Source organism: Geodermatophilus sp. SYSU D00696 (assembly GCF_054050235.1).
Genome location: NZ_JBJGYY010000029.1, coordinates 21,142 through 36,394, shown reverse-complemented (window position 1 = coordinate 36,394; position 15,253 = coordinate 21,142). Strand labels below are relative to the sequence as shown.

15 protein-coding genes are annotated in these 15,253 nt (G+C 74.7%); 9 read left to right on the top strand and 6 right to left on the bottom strand.

Annotation, left to right across the window (positions count from 1 at the left end):
• Positions 1 to 28 precede the first annotated feature (28 nt).
• Positions 29 to 286: a monovalent cation/H+ antiporter complex subunit F gene (locus ACI79O_RS17465; RefSeq protein ID WP_456914775.1), complete on the top strand. Its 258-nt coding sequence runs from the start codon at positions 29 to 31 to the stop codon at positions 284 to 286.
• Positions 283 to 624, top strand: coding sequence for a monovalent cation/H(+) antiporter subunit G (gene mnhG / locus ACI79O_RS17460; RefSeq protein WP_456914774.1), 342 nt, complete (start codon positions 283 to 285; stop codon positions 622 to 624). The genes ACI79O_RS17465 and mnhG overlap by 4 nt, the downstream gene beginning before the upstream one ends.
• A gap of 137 nt (positions 625 to 761) precedes the next feature.
• Here mnhG and ACI79O_RS17455 read toward each other — a convergent pair whose 3' ends face one another.
• From ACI79O_RS17455 to ACI79O_RS17440, 4 genes are all read right to left on the bottom strand, one after another.
• Positions 762 to 989 (bottom strand): STAS domain-containing protein, encoded by a 228-nt coding sequence (locus tag ACI79O_RS17455; protein ID WP_456914773.1) that lies wholly within the window; start codon positions 987 to 989, stop codon positions 762 to 764.
• A gap of 238 nt (positions 990 to 1,227) precedes the next feature.
• Entirely contained in the window at positions 1,228 to 2,469 is a 1,242-nt protein-coding gene (locus ACI79O_RS17450; RefSeq protein WP_456914772.1) for a PucR family transcriptional regulator, read from the bottom strand.
• Positions 2,466 to 3,125: a response regulator gene (locus ACI79O_RS17445; RefSeq protein ID WP_456891686.1), complete on the bottom strand. Its 660-nt coding sequence runs from the start codon at positions 3,123 to 3,125 to the stop codon at positions 2,466 to 2,468. Before ACI79O_RS17445 ends, ACI79O_RS17450 begins: the two co-directional genes overlap by 4 nt.
• On the bottom strand, positions 3,122 to 4,126 hold the full coding sequence (locus ACI79O_RS17440) for a HAMP domain-containing sensor histidine kinase (RefSeq protein ID WP_456914771.1): 1,005 nt from the start codon (positions 4,124 to 4,126) through the stop codon (positions 3,122 to 3,124). The genes ACI79O_RS17445 and ACI79O_RS17440 overlap by 4 nt, the downstream gene beginning before the upstream one ends.
• A 660-nt stretch (positions 4,127 to 4,786) precedes the next feature.
• On the opposite strand from ACI79O_RS17440, the gene ACI79O_RS17435 reads away from it, so the two are divergent.
• The 6 genes from ACI79O_RS17435 (at position 4,787) to ACI79O_RS17410 (ending at position 10,787) form a co-directional block, all read left to right on the top strand.
• Positions 4,787 to 5,239 (top strand): hypothetical protein, encoded by a 453-nt coding sequence (locus tag ACI79O_RS17435; RefSeq protein ID WP_456914770.1) that lies wholly within the window; start codon positions 4,787 to 4,789, stop codon positions 5,237 to 5,239.
• Positions 5,240 to 5,725: 486 nt separating this feature from the next.
• Positions 5,726 to 6,748, top strand: coding sequence for a baeRF2 domain-containing protein (locus tag ACI79O_RS17430; RefSeq protein ID WP_456914769.1), 1,023 nt, complete (start codon positions 5,726 to 5,728; stop codon positions 6,746 to 6,748).
• Entirely contained in the window at positions 6,745 to 7,221 is a 477-nt protein-coding gene (locus ACI79O_RS17425) for a hypothetical protein (RefSeq protein WP_456914768.1), read from the top strand. The genes ACI79O_RS17430 and ACI79O_RS17425 overlap by 4 nt, the downstream gene beginning before the upstream one ends.
• A complete protein-coding gene (locus ACI79O_RS17420; protein ID WP_456914767.1) occupies positions 7,218 to 7,937 on the top strand; it encodes a hypothetical protein in 720 nt (239 codons plus the stop codon). Before ACI79O_RS17425 ends, ACI79O_RS17420 begins: the two co-directional genes overlap by 4 nt.
• A gap of 349 nt (positions 7,938 to 8,286) precedes the next feature.
• Positions 8,287 to 8,925: a hypothetical protein gene (locus ACI79O_RS17415; protein WP_456914766.1), complete on the top strand. Its 639-nt coding sequence runs from the start codon at positions 8,287 to 8,289 to the stop codon at positions 8,923 to 8,925.
• A 485-nt stretch (positions 8,926 to 9,410) separates the two neighbouring features.
• Positions 9,411 to 10,787, top strand: coding sequence for a threonine/serine ThrE exporter family protein (locus tag ACI79O_RS17410; protein WP_456914765.1), 1,377 nt, complete (start codon positions 9,411 to 9,413; stop codon positions 10,785 to 10,787).
• 319 nt (positions 10,788 to 11,106) lie between these two features.
• On the opposite strand, the gene ACI79O_RS17405 is transcribed toward ACI79O_RS17410, so the two are convergent.
• Positions 11,107 to 12,558, bottom strand: a complete 1,452-nt coding sequence (locus ACI79O_RS17405) for an NAD-dependent succinate-semialdehyde dehydrogenase (RefSeq protein ID WP_456914764.1) — start codon at positions 12,556 to 12,558, stop codon at positions 11,107 to 11,109.
• Positions 12,559 to 12,963: 405 nt separating this feature from the next.
• A complete protein-coding gene (locus ACI79O_RS17400) occupies positions 12,964 to 13,893 on the bottom strand; it encodes a LysR family transcriptional regulator (protein ID WP_456891670.1) in 930 nt (309 codons plus the stop codon).
• 72 nt (positions 13,894 to 13,965) lie between these two features.
• Between ACI79O_RS17400 and ACI79O_RS17395 the strand changes: the two genes are divergently transcribed.
• Positions 13,966 to 14,946, top strand: coding sequence for a DMT family transporter (locus ACI79O_RS17395; protein ID WP_456891668.1), 981 nt, complete (start codon positions 13,966 to 13,968; stop codon positions 14,944 to 14,946).
• Positions 14,947 to 15,253 lie beyond the last annotated feature (307 nt).

Here is a 15,253-nt window from a genome sequence, read left to right as displayed (position 1 = left end):
ACGTCGTGCTGCGTCTGCCCGCCCGCGGATGCTGATCGATGCCGCCCTCGTCGTGCTGGCCCTCGCTCTGGCGGTGGCGACGGCGCGGTTGACGGCCGGGCCGACCGATGCCGACCGGGCTCTCGCCGTGGACTTCGGCTTCGCGGTGGTGCTCGCCGCCATCGCGCTGCTGGCCGTGCGACTGGACGCACCGGCCCTGCTGGACCTGGTCCTCGTCGGCACCCTGGTCGGCTTCCTGTCCACGGTCGCGTTCGCCCGGCTGGTCGCCACGAGGTCGTCGTCGTGACCGCCCAGACGGTGCTCGGGGACGTGTTCGTCGGGCTCGGGGTCGTCCTGATCGGCGTCGCCGCGGTCGGTCTGGTGCGTCTGCCCGACGTCTACAACCGCGCCAACGCCGTGGCCAAGGCCGCCGGCCTCGGCCTGGTGTCGGTACTGCTCGGCGTCGCGGTGCTCACCCCCGGCGTGACGGCGGTGACGGTCCTCGTGATCGCCATCGTCCTGCAACTGTTCACCGTGCCCATCGCCGGCCACAAGATCGGCGAGGCCGCCTACCGCTCCGGGGCGCCGCTCGTTCCCGGCACCCAGGACGAGACGACGGCAGCCGACGGGGCGCCCTCGCCGTGAGTCGTCACCAGTTCCCCGAGGTCCCGCCGCGCTGCTGAAACAGCGCACGACGGGCCCGTCGGCCGGCTCCTGGATCAACGCCGTGCCAGCGGGTCCTCAGACGGTGCCGTCGGGTTCTCGGCCGATGCCGACGGGCCTCACACCGGCTGCGGGCACGGCTCCTGCAGGAGCTCGAGGATCCGCCGGACCTGCGGCGAGGCACCGACGACGGTCGTCCGCCCATCGAGCACGGGGGCCAGTCCGTGGCTGTCGGCGTAGTCCACGCCGGTGAGGTCCACCTCGGCAGGTCGACCCTGCACCTCCCCGACGTGCTCGAGCATGGCCGACAGGAGCGCGGCGCCGGAGGCGTCGAGGGCGCCGCTCACGGTGACGAGCGGCCGGCGGCCCCCGCGGGTGACCTGGACGGTCAGCTCCGCCGGTCGATCGAGGAGGGACCCGGCCGACCCTGGACGCGGTCCCCGCCTCGCGAGACCCGACCCGACCGATCGCTGCGTCTGGACTGGCATGTCCCGGACGCTAGGACCGGGTCCGCGAGAGGGCGACGGTCCGACTGGGACGACTCCCGGCCGGTGGACTGCCGTCTGCAGGCAAGGACGCCGGTCGTCACTCGCTCACCAGCTGGCGCCGTGGCCAGTCGAGCAGCCGGGCACCGGTCACGGCGACGAGCAGGGTCAGGTGCTGTGACGGCCTCCCGGCGCTGTACCCGGTCAGCTCCTGCACCCGCTGCAGCCGGTAGGTGACGGCGCGGACGCTCAGGTGCAGTCGACGAGCCGCCTCGGCGGCGTTGCTGCCGGCGGCGAAGTAGGCCTGCAGGGTCTCGACCAACGGCTCGGCTCCTCCGCGGGCGGCGGTCAGCGGTTCCAGGACCGTCCGGACGAGGTCGGCCAGGGCCGCCTCGTCCCGCCCGAGGACGCGGTACACCAAGAGGTCGGCGGCGTGGACGACCCGGTGGGGCAGGCGGAGACGGGTCGCCGTCTCCAGCGCCTCCATCGCCTCCTGGAACGAGCGCTGCACTCCCCGCGGCCCGGCGTAGGGACGGCCGATCCCCGCCCGCCAGCACCCCCGCCGCACCGAGGCGGACACGGCCCGGCCGGCGAGCTCGGCCACCTGGTCGCCGACGTCGCCGGCCCTGTCGCCCCCCGGAGGGGAGGACACGACGCACACCAGCCGACCGTCCTTGGCCTCGACGAGCAGGCCCCTGGTGGCGAAGCGGGCGCCCAGGGTCTCCTCGACAGATCCCCGGACAGCACTGCCCGAGTCGATGGGCTGCCCACCCTCCACCACCACCACGAGGTGACCGCCGCTCAGCTGCAGCCCGAACAGCTCCGCGCGCTCGATCAGCGGACCGATCGGGGACCGACCGGTCAACAGATCGTCGACGAACTCGCGCCGGAACTCCTCCTCGCGGCGGACCACGAGCCGTTGGGCCTCGACGTACCCAGCGGTCAGCGCGGCCAGCGCGGCATCCGCGGCCCGCCACACCGCCTCTCCCACACCCACCAGTTCCGTCGGACGCAGCGGGCGCTCCCGCACCGCGCCCAGCAGCTCAGGCAGCCGGGACCACAACCGGCGCGACGCGTGCATGTGGACCGCGACGAGCGCGGGCAGGCCGACACCCATCGCCACCGCCTGACCGCCCAGGCGGCGGCAACTGTCCTCCTCCTCGGCGCTGAGTCCGCGCCCGGTCCGCGCCACCGTCAGCAGGGCGTGGGGGTACCCGTCCAGGAGCGCGACCGGGACGCCGCTGCGCGCAGTGGCCGCCTCCGCCAGCTCGGACAGCACCCCGGCGACCTCCCCGCCGCTGCCGCGCGCCGTGCGCACGGCCTGCTCGTCGGCGACGGTCATGGCTCGATCAGCCCCGTTCTGATGGCATAGCGGGTGAGCTGCGTGCGGTCTCGCATGCCGAGCTTCTGCAGGATGTTGGCCCGGTGCCGCTCGACCGTCTTGACGCTGATGACCAGGAGCGCGGCGATCTCCCTCGACGAGCAGCCCTCGGCGATGAGCTTGACGACCTCGGCCTCCCGACCGGTCAGGACGCTGTCGGGGAGACGCTCCCCGCGACCTGCCCGTTGGACGTACTCCCGCATGAGCGAGGTGAACGCGTCGGGGTAGATGAACGGCTCGTCCCGCACCGCGGCCCGGCAGGCCGCGACGAGGTCACGGTCGGCGACGGACTTCAGGACGTACCCGGACGCCCCGGCCCTGAGCGCCTCGAAGAAGTACTGGTCGTTGTCGTACATCGACAACATGAGGATGCGCAGCCCCGGCGACCTCCTGGACATCTCGCGGGCCGCCTGCAGGCCGGTCAACCGCGGCATGGCGACGTCGAGGACGGCCAGGTCGACGTCCACGTCACGCGCGCGAGCGACGGCCTCGGTCCCGTCGGCGGCCTCCGCCACGACCCGGAAGTCGGGCTCCCGGTCGAGGATCAGGCGGACACCGCGACGGACGAGCGCGTGGTCGTCCGCGAGGAGGATCCGCGTCGGCTGGCCGTTCCTCACGTCCTGTCCTCTCGTGCTGGGCGCAGCGGGACGCAGAGGCGGACGTCCGTACCTCCGGACTCGTGGGGACCGACGGTCAGGGTCGCGCCGACGAGGAGAGCCCGTTCCCGCATCCCCCGCACGCCGGCGCCCTCCGCGCTGCCGTCCAGCCCCCGCCCGTCGTCGAGGACGCGCAGCAACACCGCATCCCCCGAAGCGGTCTCGGTGAGCTCGACCACGACCCGGCGGGCGCCCGCGTGCCTGGCCGCGTTGGTCAGTGCCTCCTGTGCGACCCGGTAGACGACGAGTTCGCTCTGCGGATCGAGAGGAGGAAGCGAGGAGCTGAAGCGACGCTGCACGTCCGCCCCGGTCAGCCAGGCGTGCTCGTTGACCAGGGAGGTCAGAGCGCTGCACAGTCCCAGGTCGTCCAGCACACCGGGGCGGAGCCGGCGGACCACCTGGCGCACCTCGTCCAGGCTGCTGCGGGCTGCCTCCTGCACCATGACGACCTCCTCGGCCAGGTCGGCGGGAGCCCGGTCAGCCACCCCACGCAACCCGAGGAGCACCGCGGTCAGGCTCTGCCCCACCTCGTCGTGCAACTCCCGGGCCACGCGACGCCGCTCTCCCTCCTGGGCCGCGAGCGCGCGACCACTGCTCAGGGCACGCTCGGCCTCCAGCCGGGCGAGCATCGCGTTGAAGGTGCGGATGACGTCGGCGACCGCGCCGTTGCCCTGCTCGGGGAGGCGCTGCCCGGGCTGGAGGAGGTCGACGTCCTCCATCAGGCTCCGCAGGCGGTCGAGTGGCCCCAGGACGGCGCGCAGCAGCACCGCGTTCGCGAGCAGGATCACCGCCAGACCCACGAGGAGCACGACGAACTCCCCTGGCGCGACCGGTGAGGACACCGTGGCCGGGGACGCCGCCAGGACGGCCACCCCCGCCGCGAAGACCGCGGCGTTGACCAGGCAGACCCGCCAGAACAGCGAGGCACCGATCCGCTGCAGCCCGCGACTGCGGTCTTCCATCACCCACTCCGCCCGGTCGGGATCGGCACGTCCCCGACGAACACGAGCGTGATCCACGGCCGACGGCCGGTCCAGCGATCCGCGTGAAGATGGGGCCGGGACCCCATCCGGCCGGCTCACCTGCGACCGCGAGGGGTGCAGTCCCGCTGCCGGGCGCCCTGCGATCCCCTCGCGCCCGTACCCGGTGGGGTGCCCGGCCACGGGCGCGACCCGGGTCCCCTGGAGAGCCCGGCTGCAGGGATCCGGCAACGAGGAGCCGCACCGCTCGTCCCGCCCCGGGCGTATCCCCGTGCCGGGGTCGTCCCTACCGTCCGGCTCGTGGACCGGTCAGGACGTCGGCCCCGCGCCAGGCGGGAGCCGGACACGCGGGGTGGTGATGCCGAGGTGACACGACACGCACGACGTTCGATGGCGGTGGCGGTGGCGGTGGCGGTGGCGCGACGCGAGCCCCGCTGCCCGGGTGGCCGGGACCACTCACCGCTCACGGAGGCACGGGCGCCCGGTCGTGTCCGGGCTCTGCGATCCGCGGCCGCCGTCCTCCTGGTCCTGTCGCCGCTGGTGCTCGCCGGCTGCAGCGCCGGTCAGGTCGCCCAGACCGCGACGCAGGTGCGGGACAGGACCGGTGGGACCGGCCAGGTGGGAGACCTCACCATCCGTGCCGTGCAACTCGCCCACCCGATCGGCGGTGCCCACGAGGCTGGTGACGAGGTGGAGCTGACGATGGCGATCGTGAACAGCGGGACCGTCGACGACCGGCTGGTCGAGGTCACCGGGCCCGACTTCGGCGTCGCCACGCTCGGCGATCCCCCCACGGTCGCGGAGCCGGGCTCCTCCCCCGACCCCGTCGACGCCCGGGCACACCGCACGCAGTCGGCGACGGACAGGGCCGCCGTGGACGTCCTCCTCCCGGCGCGCGAGGCCGTCCTCATCGGCACCGACGCACCGGTCGTCGTGCTGTCCGGGCTGGACCGCCGCATCGACGCGGCGCAGTCGGTGGCACTGACCCTGACCTTCGCCCGGGCCGGTGAGACGACCGTGCGGGCCGTCGTCGCACCGCCGTCCGACGTCCTGCCCCGCGGCCCCGTCCACGACTTCCACGGTCACGACTCCTGAGGCGACGAGCCGCTCCGGTGCCAGGGCCGGCCCGGGCGGTGAACCGCAGCACGAGCGCCATCCACAGCAGGCCCTGCCGACAAGCACCGGCCGGCAGGCCGAACACCTGGGCGCGGGCGACCGGCGACCGACCGCACGGCCCGGCCGGTGGGGACTGCCGGACCGCGCACCGAGCCCCTGCCGCGGCCGCGCAGCGCGGCGGCCCGACGACCGGACACCGGCCGCGGGGCACCACGGCACTGCGCACCGTCGGCAAGCTGGCCGGGGGTTGTTCGCCGACCGCTGTCCTGCCGGGGCGCCCGTGCCCGTCCCTAGCGTCCGGTCCACCGCCGTGGGAGGGCGGGACCGGCCGCGGCACGACGACGTCCGACCCCTCAGGAGGCCAGGATGACCACCTTCACGACGAGATCCCCGGACCACGCGACCCGACCGCCTGCTCCGTGGCAGCCGACGACCCAGGTGCACGAGCTGGCGTACCCAGGGCCGGTGGCATCCGTCTACCTCCGGGGGCGCACCGGCATCCGTGACGGCGCCGAGCACGTGCGGACGCGGTGGCCCGTCATCCGCCGTCGGCTTCGGGACGAGGGTGCACCGGAGCCGATACTGGCCGCGCTCGACGAGTGCACGCACCAGGCGCCGTTGCGCGGACAGGCGATGGCCGCGTTCGCCGACGCCGACGGCCGCAGCCACGTCGAGCACCTGCCGCGCTCGGTGGAGGAGGGGGCCACCCTCGGTCCGTTCCCACACCTGTCACCCCTGCTCGCCGCTCGGCACCGGGAGGTCCCGGTGGTCGTCGTGGTCACCGACCGACGGGGCGCGGACCTGCTCCTCGTCGAACCCGGAGCCCCGGACCTCGTCTGCCAGGTCGTCGGCGAGGACCTCCTGGTCGGAGGCTCAGCCCCCGTCAGCCCGCACCGGCGGCTGGCCCGCGCCGAGCAGCAGTGGACGGCCGACGCCCGGGCCGTCAGCGAGGCGCTGACCTGGCTGGTGGGCTGCAGCCGGGCCCGGCTCGTCGTCACCGGCGGCCAGGCCGGGACGCTGGACCTCCTCCGCACACGGCTCGAACCCCGCATCCGGGCCCTGCTCGTCGGCGTCCGGGGCCCCTCCGACCCCGGCTCGCTGGCCGCCCGGGCACGGCTCATGGCCGCGGACGTCGCCGCGCTGGAGGAGGCCGCCGTCGTCGAGGAGCTGCTCGCCGCGCTTCCCGGTGGCCGCGCCTGCGTCGGGGCGACGGCGACGCTACGGGCCGTCGTGCACGGACAGGCCGAGGAGGTGCTCGTCGCACCGGAGCAGGCGGACCGCCACGGGATCCAACGGCTGGTGCTCGACAGCGTCGGAGCGGCCGGGCGCCCCGTCCGCCTGTCCGACGTCCTCGTGCACGCCGCGTGCGCCACGTCCACGACCGTGCGGACCGTCCGTGACGGTCGGCGACTCCCGGCGGGCGTGGGCGCCCTGCTGCGCGACTCCCTCGACGTCCCCCGGACCCTGAGGAAGCGAGTCCTGTCATGAGCTCCCCCGACCCGGCCCGGCCGGCCCGCGCGGACGCCCGGATCACGTGCACCGAGCCGGCCACCGTCGCCGGCTCGCTGCGCCTCGCCGCCGGCCTCACCCAGCAGGAGCGCCACGTCCTCGTCCGCATGCTGGTGCGCCTGGACGCACAGTTGGCCCGCTATCCAGCGGAACGCGTCGAGCTGGAGGTCTCCCTCAAGGACCGCGGCACCCCGGGCCAGCGCCTCACCCTCGAGTGCTGGATCCGCGGGCGACCGCGCCTCGTGGCCAGCTCGGCGCAGCGCCACCTCGACGACGCGGTCAGGAGGGTGTGCGAGGGGCTGCGCCGGCAGCTGGACGACACCGCCACGCGCCGGGAGCCGCGCAACAACCGGCGGCTGCGGAGCAGGCTGCCCCGACCCACCGACGCCCCAGCCGCCACCGCCGGCGCGAGCGGATCCCCGGTCCCCACGGTGGACAGGAGCGTCCGGTGATCGCTGCGGTGGCCGGCGCCCAGGTCCGACGGGTGGCGCGGTGCCTCCTCCGCGTGGGCACGCTGGCGCTCGCGACGTCGTCGGTGGGCGTGGCGCTGGTCGGCGCGGTGTTCACCAGCCCACAGGGCCTCCTCGTCGCCCTCGTCTTCGGTGCCGTCGGCTGGGCCGTGGCCGTGTCGATCGGGCGCCTGGCCGACTCGCTGGACGATCGGGGTGGCCGGGCCGCTCGTCCTCTGTCCAGCGGGCTGCCGGTGGCGACCGGAGCCGCCCTGTTCGTCCCGTTCTGCACCGGCGTCCGCGAACTGGGCGCCGTGGGCGCCTACCTCGTGCTCGCGCTCGTGGGGCTGCTCTCGGTCCGGGGCACGCTGTGGATCCACCGGCTGGGCACGGGGGTGGGACCGGCCGCCCCGGGCGCTCGCGAGCCGCTCGAGGAGGACACGGCAACTGCCTGTCCGCCGCGCGAGCTGCTCCGGACGCTCTCCCTCGACGACCTGGTCGCCGAGTGGCGTGCCACGGGCGCGAACGTCGACCGGTCGTCGACCGGCCACCGTCACGCCGTCGTGCGGTGGCGGGAGGCCGTCCTCGAGGAGATCCGACGGCGCGATCCCGCGGGCTTCGACGCCTGGCTGTTCGCCGGAGCGGCGGACCCACCCGAAGACCACCTCCGTACCGTCGCGGACGACCCGGCACCGCGACCGGACGAGTCGACCCGCTGACCGTCCACGGCAGGCCCCACCACGCCGGAAGGGGTGGATGCCGGTCCTCGCGCCACCCGAGCCAGGGTCCCCGTGGCGCCGGGCGGCTTCCGGCGCCCGGCAACGTCCGCGGCCGGCGGAGTTCCGCACGCGTCCCTGACCGCGGCCCGGCCACGGACCTACGGTCGGCGCCTGCCCCGCCGCCGTCAGGAGGTCCGATGCCCTCGCGATCCCGGCACTCGCCGCAACGCCGTGCTCGCCATGCCGATCCCCTCGACCGGCCGCCGGAGTGAGCAGTCCGCAGGGACGGCACGGGCGTCGGACCGGTGGAGCGCACGGCTCCTCGGGACCCCTGCTGGCCCTGAACCGCGTGGCCATCCGGGTCCTGGCCACGGTCTTCGTGCTGGTCGCGCTGCTCGGCGTGCTGGTCTCCGCGACACCACTGGTGCTGGTCACGGTGCTCGTCGGCGGGGCGGTGGGCGCGTGGTTCGCCCAGTTCGCGCACTGGGCCGTCGAGCCGGGAGACAGGGCCCCGCTGCTGACCCGCCTGACCGTGGGAGCCGCCACCGGCCTGTTCTTCCCGTTCATCCGTGGGACGGAGGCCCTGGGTGAGCGCGGGAGCCACCTGTCAGTGGTCGTCATCCTGCTGACGACCCTGATCGGCATCAACTGGATCGCCCAGGTCTCTCGCCAGCCCGTTCCTGCGGTCGCGCCACGACGGGAGGCACTGGATCCCGGGCAGTCCTCGCTGCGAGCACTGCTCGAGCGGCTGCCGCTGCACGACCTGCTGGACGAGTGGCGGTGCACCGGCGCGGGGCCGGCCGTCGCCGGATCCCCCTCGGTCCCGGCGCGCGAGCTGGTGCTCGAGGAGATCCAGCGCCGGGATCCCGGGGGTTTCCGGCGCTGGCTGGACGCGGGTCTCGGCACGGACCCGAGGCACTTCATCCGGGGCGAGGACTCGCCGCTGCCGACGGCGGAGCCACCCGACGAGCCGACCCCTGGACGATGAGGACCACCCGTTCCCCGAGGACCGTTCCCCGAGGAAGTCGACCCCGAACGGTGTGAACTCGGCGGTCCGGCCGTCCGACGCCGTGCGGACTCCACCACGGCTCGCCGCGAGACCGCCCCACCCGTCGAGCGCGCCCGGGCAGCGCCAGGCGACCCGATCGACGTCCCCTCCGGCGGTCCGGAGTCCCGTTCCTGCCGTGGGGCCGCCCACGGTGTGCCGGGGGCTCCGGAGGGGCGCGCCACGGCACCAGGTGCCGAGGGAGGGGACGACGGCGACCGCGCTCTCGGCGCCGATCGCCGCTGACCGAGGAAGCAGGAGGACACGTCGGACGGCTCCTGACGCACGCCACGTCCGCCGAGCGGGCGGCCTCGCGGCCCGTGCCGGGGTAGACGGACACGCCATGGGCCGGCCGGTCGCGTGGTGGTCGGTCGACGCGTGGCCGCACATACCGTTGAGGCGTGCCCACCTGGCCTCCTAATCGTCACATGCCGTACGCGCGCATCCCGGAGCGGGCCTGGCGGGCGATCGCGGGGACCAGCCCGCCGACCGCGCCGATCGGCCTGCGGGCCCAGGCCAGCCGGATGGACGACCTCACCGCGCACGCCGCGCTGGGGCTCGCCCTGCGCATCGGGGCGTCGATGCTGGCCGTCGGGGCATCGGCGGCTGACGCGACCGCGACGGTGCTGCGGGTTGCTGCGGCCTACGGGCTCACCAGCTGCCAGGTCGACATCACCTTCGGGTCGATCACGGTCAGCTACGACCGGGAGAACGCGGTGCCGCTCACCGCGATGCGGATCGTGCACACCAGCCGGCTGGACTACACCCGCCTGCAGGGCATCACCGACCTGGCCCGTGCGGTCGGCGCCGGCGACCTCGACGTCGAGGAAGCGCACCGCCGGCTGGATCGGGTGGTCTCGGCGCCCGCCACCTACCGCCGGAGCGTGACCGCGCTGGGGTGGGCGGGCGTCGCCGGGTGCTTCGGGCTGGTCCTCGGCGGCGGCTGGCGGGAGGCCCTCCTCGCGGCGCTGACCACCGCCGTGGTCGAGCAGGTGATGCGCGCGCTCAACCGCCGGAGCCTGCCGCTGTTCTTCCAGCAGGTGGCCGGGGCTGCGCTGGCCACCGGGGTCGCCGTCCTCCTGCTCGCCTGGGACGTCGACGTACAGACCTCCCTGGTCGTCGCTGCCGGCATCGTCGTGCTGCTCGCCGGCTTGTCCCTGGTCGGTGCGGCCCAGGACGCCATCAGCGGGTTCCCGGTGACCGCCGGGGCGCGGGCCTTCGAGGTGGTGACCCTGACCGCCGGCATCGTCGTGGGCATCGCCGGCGTCCTCGACCTGGCCCAGCGCGCACAGCTCCCACTGACCGTCATCGACACCTCCCCCGCTCCCGTGCCGTTCGCCGTCGCGCTGGCCGCGTCGGCCGGGATCGCCGGGTTCTGGGCCCTGGCCACCCATGCCCGTCCGCGCGCCGTCGGCCTGGCCACGGTGGCCGGCGGGCTGGCCTGGACGACGTTCTGGACAGCCGGTGGACTGGGTGCCGGTCCCGCGCTGGCCGCCGGGGCCGCCGCCGTCGTCCTCGGGTCGTGCGGCGAGGTGCTGACCGAGCGGCTCCGGGTCCCACCGCAGCTGGTCGCCGTCTGCGGCATCGTCCCGCTGCTGCCCGGGCTGGCCGTCTACCACGGCCTGTTCACCATCGTCGTCGAGGCACGGATCGACGACGGGCTCGGCGCCCTCGTCGGGGCCGGCGCCGTCGGGCTCGCCCTCGCTGCCGGCGTCACGCTGGGCGAGTACCTCGGCAGGCCCCTCAGCGGCGAGCGCGACCGCTACGACGAGCGCGTCCGCCGGCGCGCGATGACCACCGACTGAGCTGGGTGCGCGACCACGCCAACGGCCGATGGTGGACGGCTCCCACGTCGCGGCGCCGGTGTTCCCGCAGGCCAGGAGGCCCGGGGCGCTTCCCCTCGAGGCCTCCGGGGCCCTGGTGACACCACGTCGACACCCTGCGGCCCGGGCCCACCACCCGGACGGCCGCGTCGAGGACGCGGGCGGCCGCGGGCACGATCTCCGGACCGACCCACCTGCCGGACGATCGAGGCGGGGTACCCATGCGGGCGCCGGGTCGGCGAAGACGCCGTGGCCGCCGTCGTCCCCGCACGGCGGGGCAGCACGGCCGTCCCGGGCGAGTTCAGATCGCGATGCCGACGAGCTTGGTGTCGAGGTACTCGTCGATGCCCTCGTACCCGCCCTCGCGTCCCAGCCCGCTGGCCTTGACCCCGCCGAAGGGTGCGGCGGCGGAGGTGGGGTTGATGTCGTTGACCCCGACCATCCCGAAACGCAGCTTCTCGGTCACCCGGATCGCCGTCGACAGGTCGTTGGTGTAGACGTAGGCGGCCAGGCCGTACTCGGTGTCGTTGGCCCGGGCGATGACCTCGTCCTCGTCGTCGAACGGGGTCACCGCGGCGATGGGCCCGAACGTCTCCTCCCGGGAGACGAGCATGTCCGGCGTCACGTCGGCCAGCAGGGTGGGCGAGAAGAAGGTCGTGCCGCCGAGTCCGTCGACCTGCACCCGCCCACCACCGGCCACGACCCGGGCGCCCCGGGTGCGTGCGTCGTCGACCTGCGCCTCCATCTTCGCCACGGCCCGGTCGTCGATCAGCGGGCCGATGGAGATCCCCTCCTGGTCGCCCCTGCCCACGCGCAGCGCGGCGATGCGCTGCTCGAGGGTGGCGACGAAGGTGTCGTAGAGGGAGCGGTGGACGTAGATGCGGTTCGGGCTGATGCACGCCTGACCGGTGTTGAGGAACTTGACCAGCGCGGCCCCCTTGGCCGCCCGCACCGGGTCCGCGTCACCGAAGACGATGAACGGCGCATGGCCGCCCAGCTCGACCGAGACGCGCTTGAGGGTGGCGGCGGCCTTCGCCACCAGCATCTTCCCGACGGCGGTGGAGCCGGTGAAGGTCAGCTTCCGGACCACCGGGGAGTCCAGCAGCGCGTCGCCGACCTCGGCAGCGCGGGTGGTGGTGACCATGTTGACCACGCCGGCGGGCAGCCCGGCGTCGGCGAGCACCTGCACCGTCGCCACCGCGCAGAGCGGGGTCTGGTCGGCGGGCTTGAGCACCGAGGTGCAGCCGGCGGCGATGGCCGGCGCGAGCTTGCGGGTCAGCATCGAGATCGGGTAGTTCCACGGCGTGATGGCCGCGACCACGCCGACCGGCTGACGCATCGTCACGAACCGCTGGTCGGCCCGCGCGGAGGGGATCGTGACCCCGCTGATGCGCTTGGCCTCCTCGGCGAACCACGCGAGGAAGTCCGCGGCGTAGGCCACCTCGTTCATCGCGGCCTTCAGCGGCTTGCCCTGCTCGCGGGTCATCAGCGCGGCCAGCTCCCTCCGGCGCTCGCGCATCAGCGTGTCGGCCTTCGCGAGAACGGCCGCGCGCTGGTACGCGGTCGTGCCCGACCAGGCCGGCAGGGCGCCTTCGGCGGCGGCGATCGCTGCCGCCGTGTCGACCCGGCCACCGTCCGCCGCCTCCCCGATGACCTCCCCCGTGGCCGGATCGGTGACGGCGAAGGTGGCCTGCGTGTCGGCTGCACGCCACTGCCCGCCGATGTAGATGGTGTGTCCGCGTTCGGCGGTCATGGCGTCGTCCTCCCTGCATCGGGGTCCGGTCCGGTCGGTCCGGCATGACGGGAGCGCCGCGGCCCCATGAGCGCTCCTCGTCGCCAGGAGTCTGACGCCAGGAGGGCGGCCTCGGTCCCCACCCCCGCAGCGACACCTCGATCGGCGCGCGACACGGTCGCAGGCGGGACGCAGTCGCCGGGCTCGGCGGGAACCCGACGAGCTGAGTCGACGCAACCGCCGGCCGGTACCCCCGCGCGCTCGAGAAGTGCACCGGCCGAGGCCACCTGCCCTGCGGGTCTGCGGTCCCCTCGTCGCCGGCCGGCCGGGCATCTGCGCAGGCAGCCGGCCTGCTCAGGCGTCCCGAGTCCCACCAGGACCTCGACGAGGACCTCGGCATCGCGTCCGGCCGGCTGCTCCGGGCACTCAGGCTCCGGACCCGGCAGCGAGCCGCGCGGCTTGTGCTCGGACGGCGGCCAGGACGGCACCGAGCGCGGGAGCCGTGGGCTGGTCCCGGGTGAGGATCACCAACCGGCGGCCGATGGCGGCTTCGGCGACGTCACGGACAGCCAGGGTCGGATCCGCCGGCGGGAGGGTGAGGGGCGGCATGAGCGCGACGGCTCCCGCGGCGCGCACGAGTTCGAGTTGGACGTCGGCGTCGTTGGACCGGTGCCGCAGGTCGGGGTCGTAGCCGCCCAGGGAACGGCACGTGCCCACGACCAGGGCGTGGTGGCCGGTGCCGGCGGCGGCAGCGACCCAGACCTCCTCGCGCAGAGCGGCCACCGCGACCGGCCCGCCGTGCCGGGCGGCCGGGTGCGCGGCCGGCAGCACCAGCTTCAGCGGCTCCTGGTGCAGCAGCTCGAACCGGAGTCCGGCCGGCCGCGGCCGGGGGTGGCCGTCGTACTCGTCACTGACCACCAGGTCGAGAGTGCCCAGCCGCAACTCCGGCATCGCCGGCTCGAGTTCGAGCTCGGAGATGTCGACCCGGACCGAGGGGTGCGCGACCTGCAGGTGCGTCACGGCCGGGATCAACAGGCGGCGGGTCGCCGACTGCAGGCCGCCGGCCCGCACCGTTCCCCGAACCTCCCCGGTGAGCGACGCCAGGTCCGCCCGGGCGGCCTCGGCCGCGGCGAGCAGGACCCCGGCGTGCTGGGCGAGCAGCCGACCCGCGTCGGTGAGCCGCACGCCGCGCCCGGCCTTCTCCAGGAGCCGCACCCCGGCCTGCTTCTCCAGGACGGCGAGTTGCTGCGACACCGCGGACGGCGTGTAGCCCAGCGCGGCCGCGACGGCAGCGAGGGTGCCGCGCTCCTCCAGCTCCCGCAACACCCGGAGCCGGCGCAGGTCCAGGTCGACCATGCAGACATGCTAACGAGTCGGCTCCACGAACGGTCACTGGACCTCACCGGAGCAGACGTCGACGCTGGTGGCGTGGGTCCTGCACTGTGCCTGTTGTCCGCGGCGTGCTTCGGGGCCATGGGCGTGTTCGGCAAACTCGCCTACGCCTCCGGGGTCGCACCCGATGCGCTGCTGCTGCTCCGTTTCACGATCGCCGCCCTCCTGCTGGGGCTGGTCCTGGGGCTGCGGCCGGAGCTGCGGTCCGGCCGTCCCGTCACCGCGCAGCGGCCGGAGCCGGGCGGGCTCGCCCGGCGCGTCGTGCTGACCGGACTCGGGCTGGGTGCGGTCGGGTACGCCACCCAGGCCACCCTGTACTTCTCCGCCCTCGAGCGGATCGACGCGTCGCTCGTGGCACTGGTGCTCTACACCTACCCGGCGCTGGTCACCCTCGCCGCCGCGGCCCTCGGGCGGGACCGGCTGACGCCGGTACGAGGAGTCGCCGTGCTCGTCGCGTCGGTGGGAACGCTGCTGGTCCTCCTGGGCGCCGGTGCGCTGCGGTTCGACCCGCTCGGAGTCGCCCTGGCCTTCGGCGCCGCGCTCACCTACACCGTCTACATCCTCGTCGCCGACACCGCGGTGCACCGGACGCCTCCGGTGGTGCTCTCGGCACTGGTGATGACCGGGGCCGCGGTCACGCTCGCCGTCCGCGCCGCAGTGGACGGCGGCATCAGCCTCGGCTTCGGACCGGCCGGATGGCTGTGGGTCGCCTGCATCGCCGTGGTGTCCACCGTCGTGGCGATGCTCGCGTTCTTCGCCGGCCTGCGCAGGACCGGCCCGTCCGTCGCGTCGATCCTCTCGACGTTCGAGCCCGTGGTCACCACGGTGCTGGCCGCGCTCGCGCTCGGCGAGCTCCTCACCCCGGTCCAGCTCGCCGGCGGCCTGCTGGTGCTGGCCTCCGTGGCTGCCGTCCAGCTGCGGAGCCGATCCGGTCAGGCGGCACCGGCCGACGACCGCACGCACCCCGCAACGACCCCGGCGATCAGCGGTGGGGCGGGCCGACGAGCCGGGGACTGACACTCGTTGCCCGCGCGATCGAGAACGGCGAGCTGCCAGCTGTCCGCCTGGGACGGTGGGTCCTCGTCCCCTGCCTGCCTCTGCTGGCCCTTCTCGGAGTGACCGCGGGCGACGCCGTGGCCGAAGGCCACGACGCCGGCGTCGCCGACCGGTGGTCAGCGCGACACGGCGGCACGAACCGTCCGGTCCGCGTCGCCCGTCCGTGCCCCGTGGGATGGCATCTCCCTCGGGCGAGGTGGTCCCGCCCAAGTCCCCCCTCCTGCCGTCACCCGACTCGTGATGCTCGACGTGATGCTGGTGGCGGCGT

What these genes read in the sequence shown, in the direction of transcription:
- ACI79O_RS17405 (WP_456914764.1), bottom strand. Translation starts at nt 12,558, where the DNA reads ATGACCGCCGAACGCGGACACACCATCTACATCGGCGGGCAGTGGCGT.
- ACI79O_RS17465 (WP_456914775.1), top strand. Translation starts at nt 29, where the DNA reads ATGCTGATCGATGCCGCCCTCGTCGTGCTGGCCCTCGCTCTGGCGGTG.
- ACI79O_RS17425 (WP_456914768.1), top strand. Translation starts at nt 6,745, where the DNA reads ATGAGCTCCCCCGACCCGGCCCGGCCGGCCCGCGCGGACGCCCGGATC.
- ACI79O_RS17440 (WP_456914771.1), bottom strand. Translation starts at nt 4,126, where the DNA reads ATGGAAGACCGCAGTCGCGGGCTGCAGCGGATCGGTGCCTCGCTGTTC.
- ACI79O_RS17450 (WP_456914772.1), bottom strand. Translation starts at nt 2,469, where the DNA reads ATGACCGTCGCCGACGAGCAGGCCGTGCGCACGGCGCGCGGCAGCGGC.
- ACI79O_RS17400 (WP_456891670.1), bottom strand. Translation starts at nt 13,893, where the DNA reads ATGGTCGACCTGGACCTGCGCCGGCTCCGGGTGTTGCGGGAGCTGGAG.
- ACI79O_RS17410 (WP_456914765.1), top strand. Translation starts at nt 9,411, where the DNA reads ATGCCGTACGCGCGCATCCCGGAGCGGGCCTGGCGGGCGATCGCGGGG.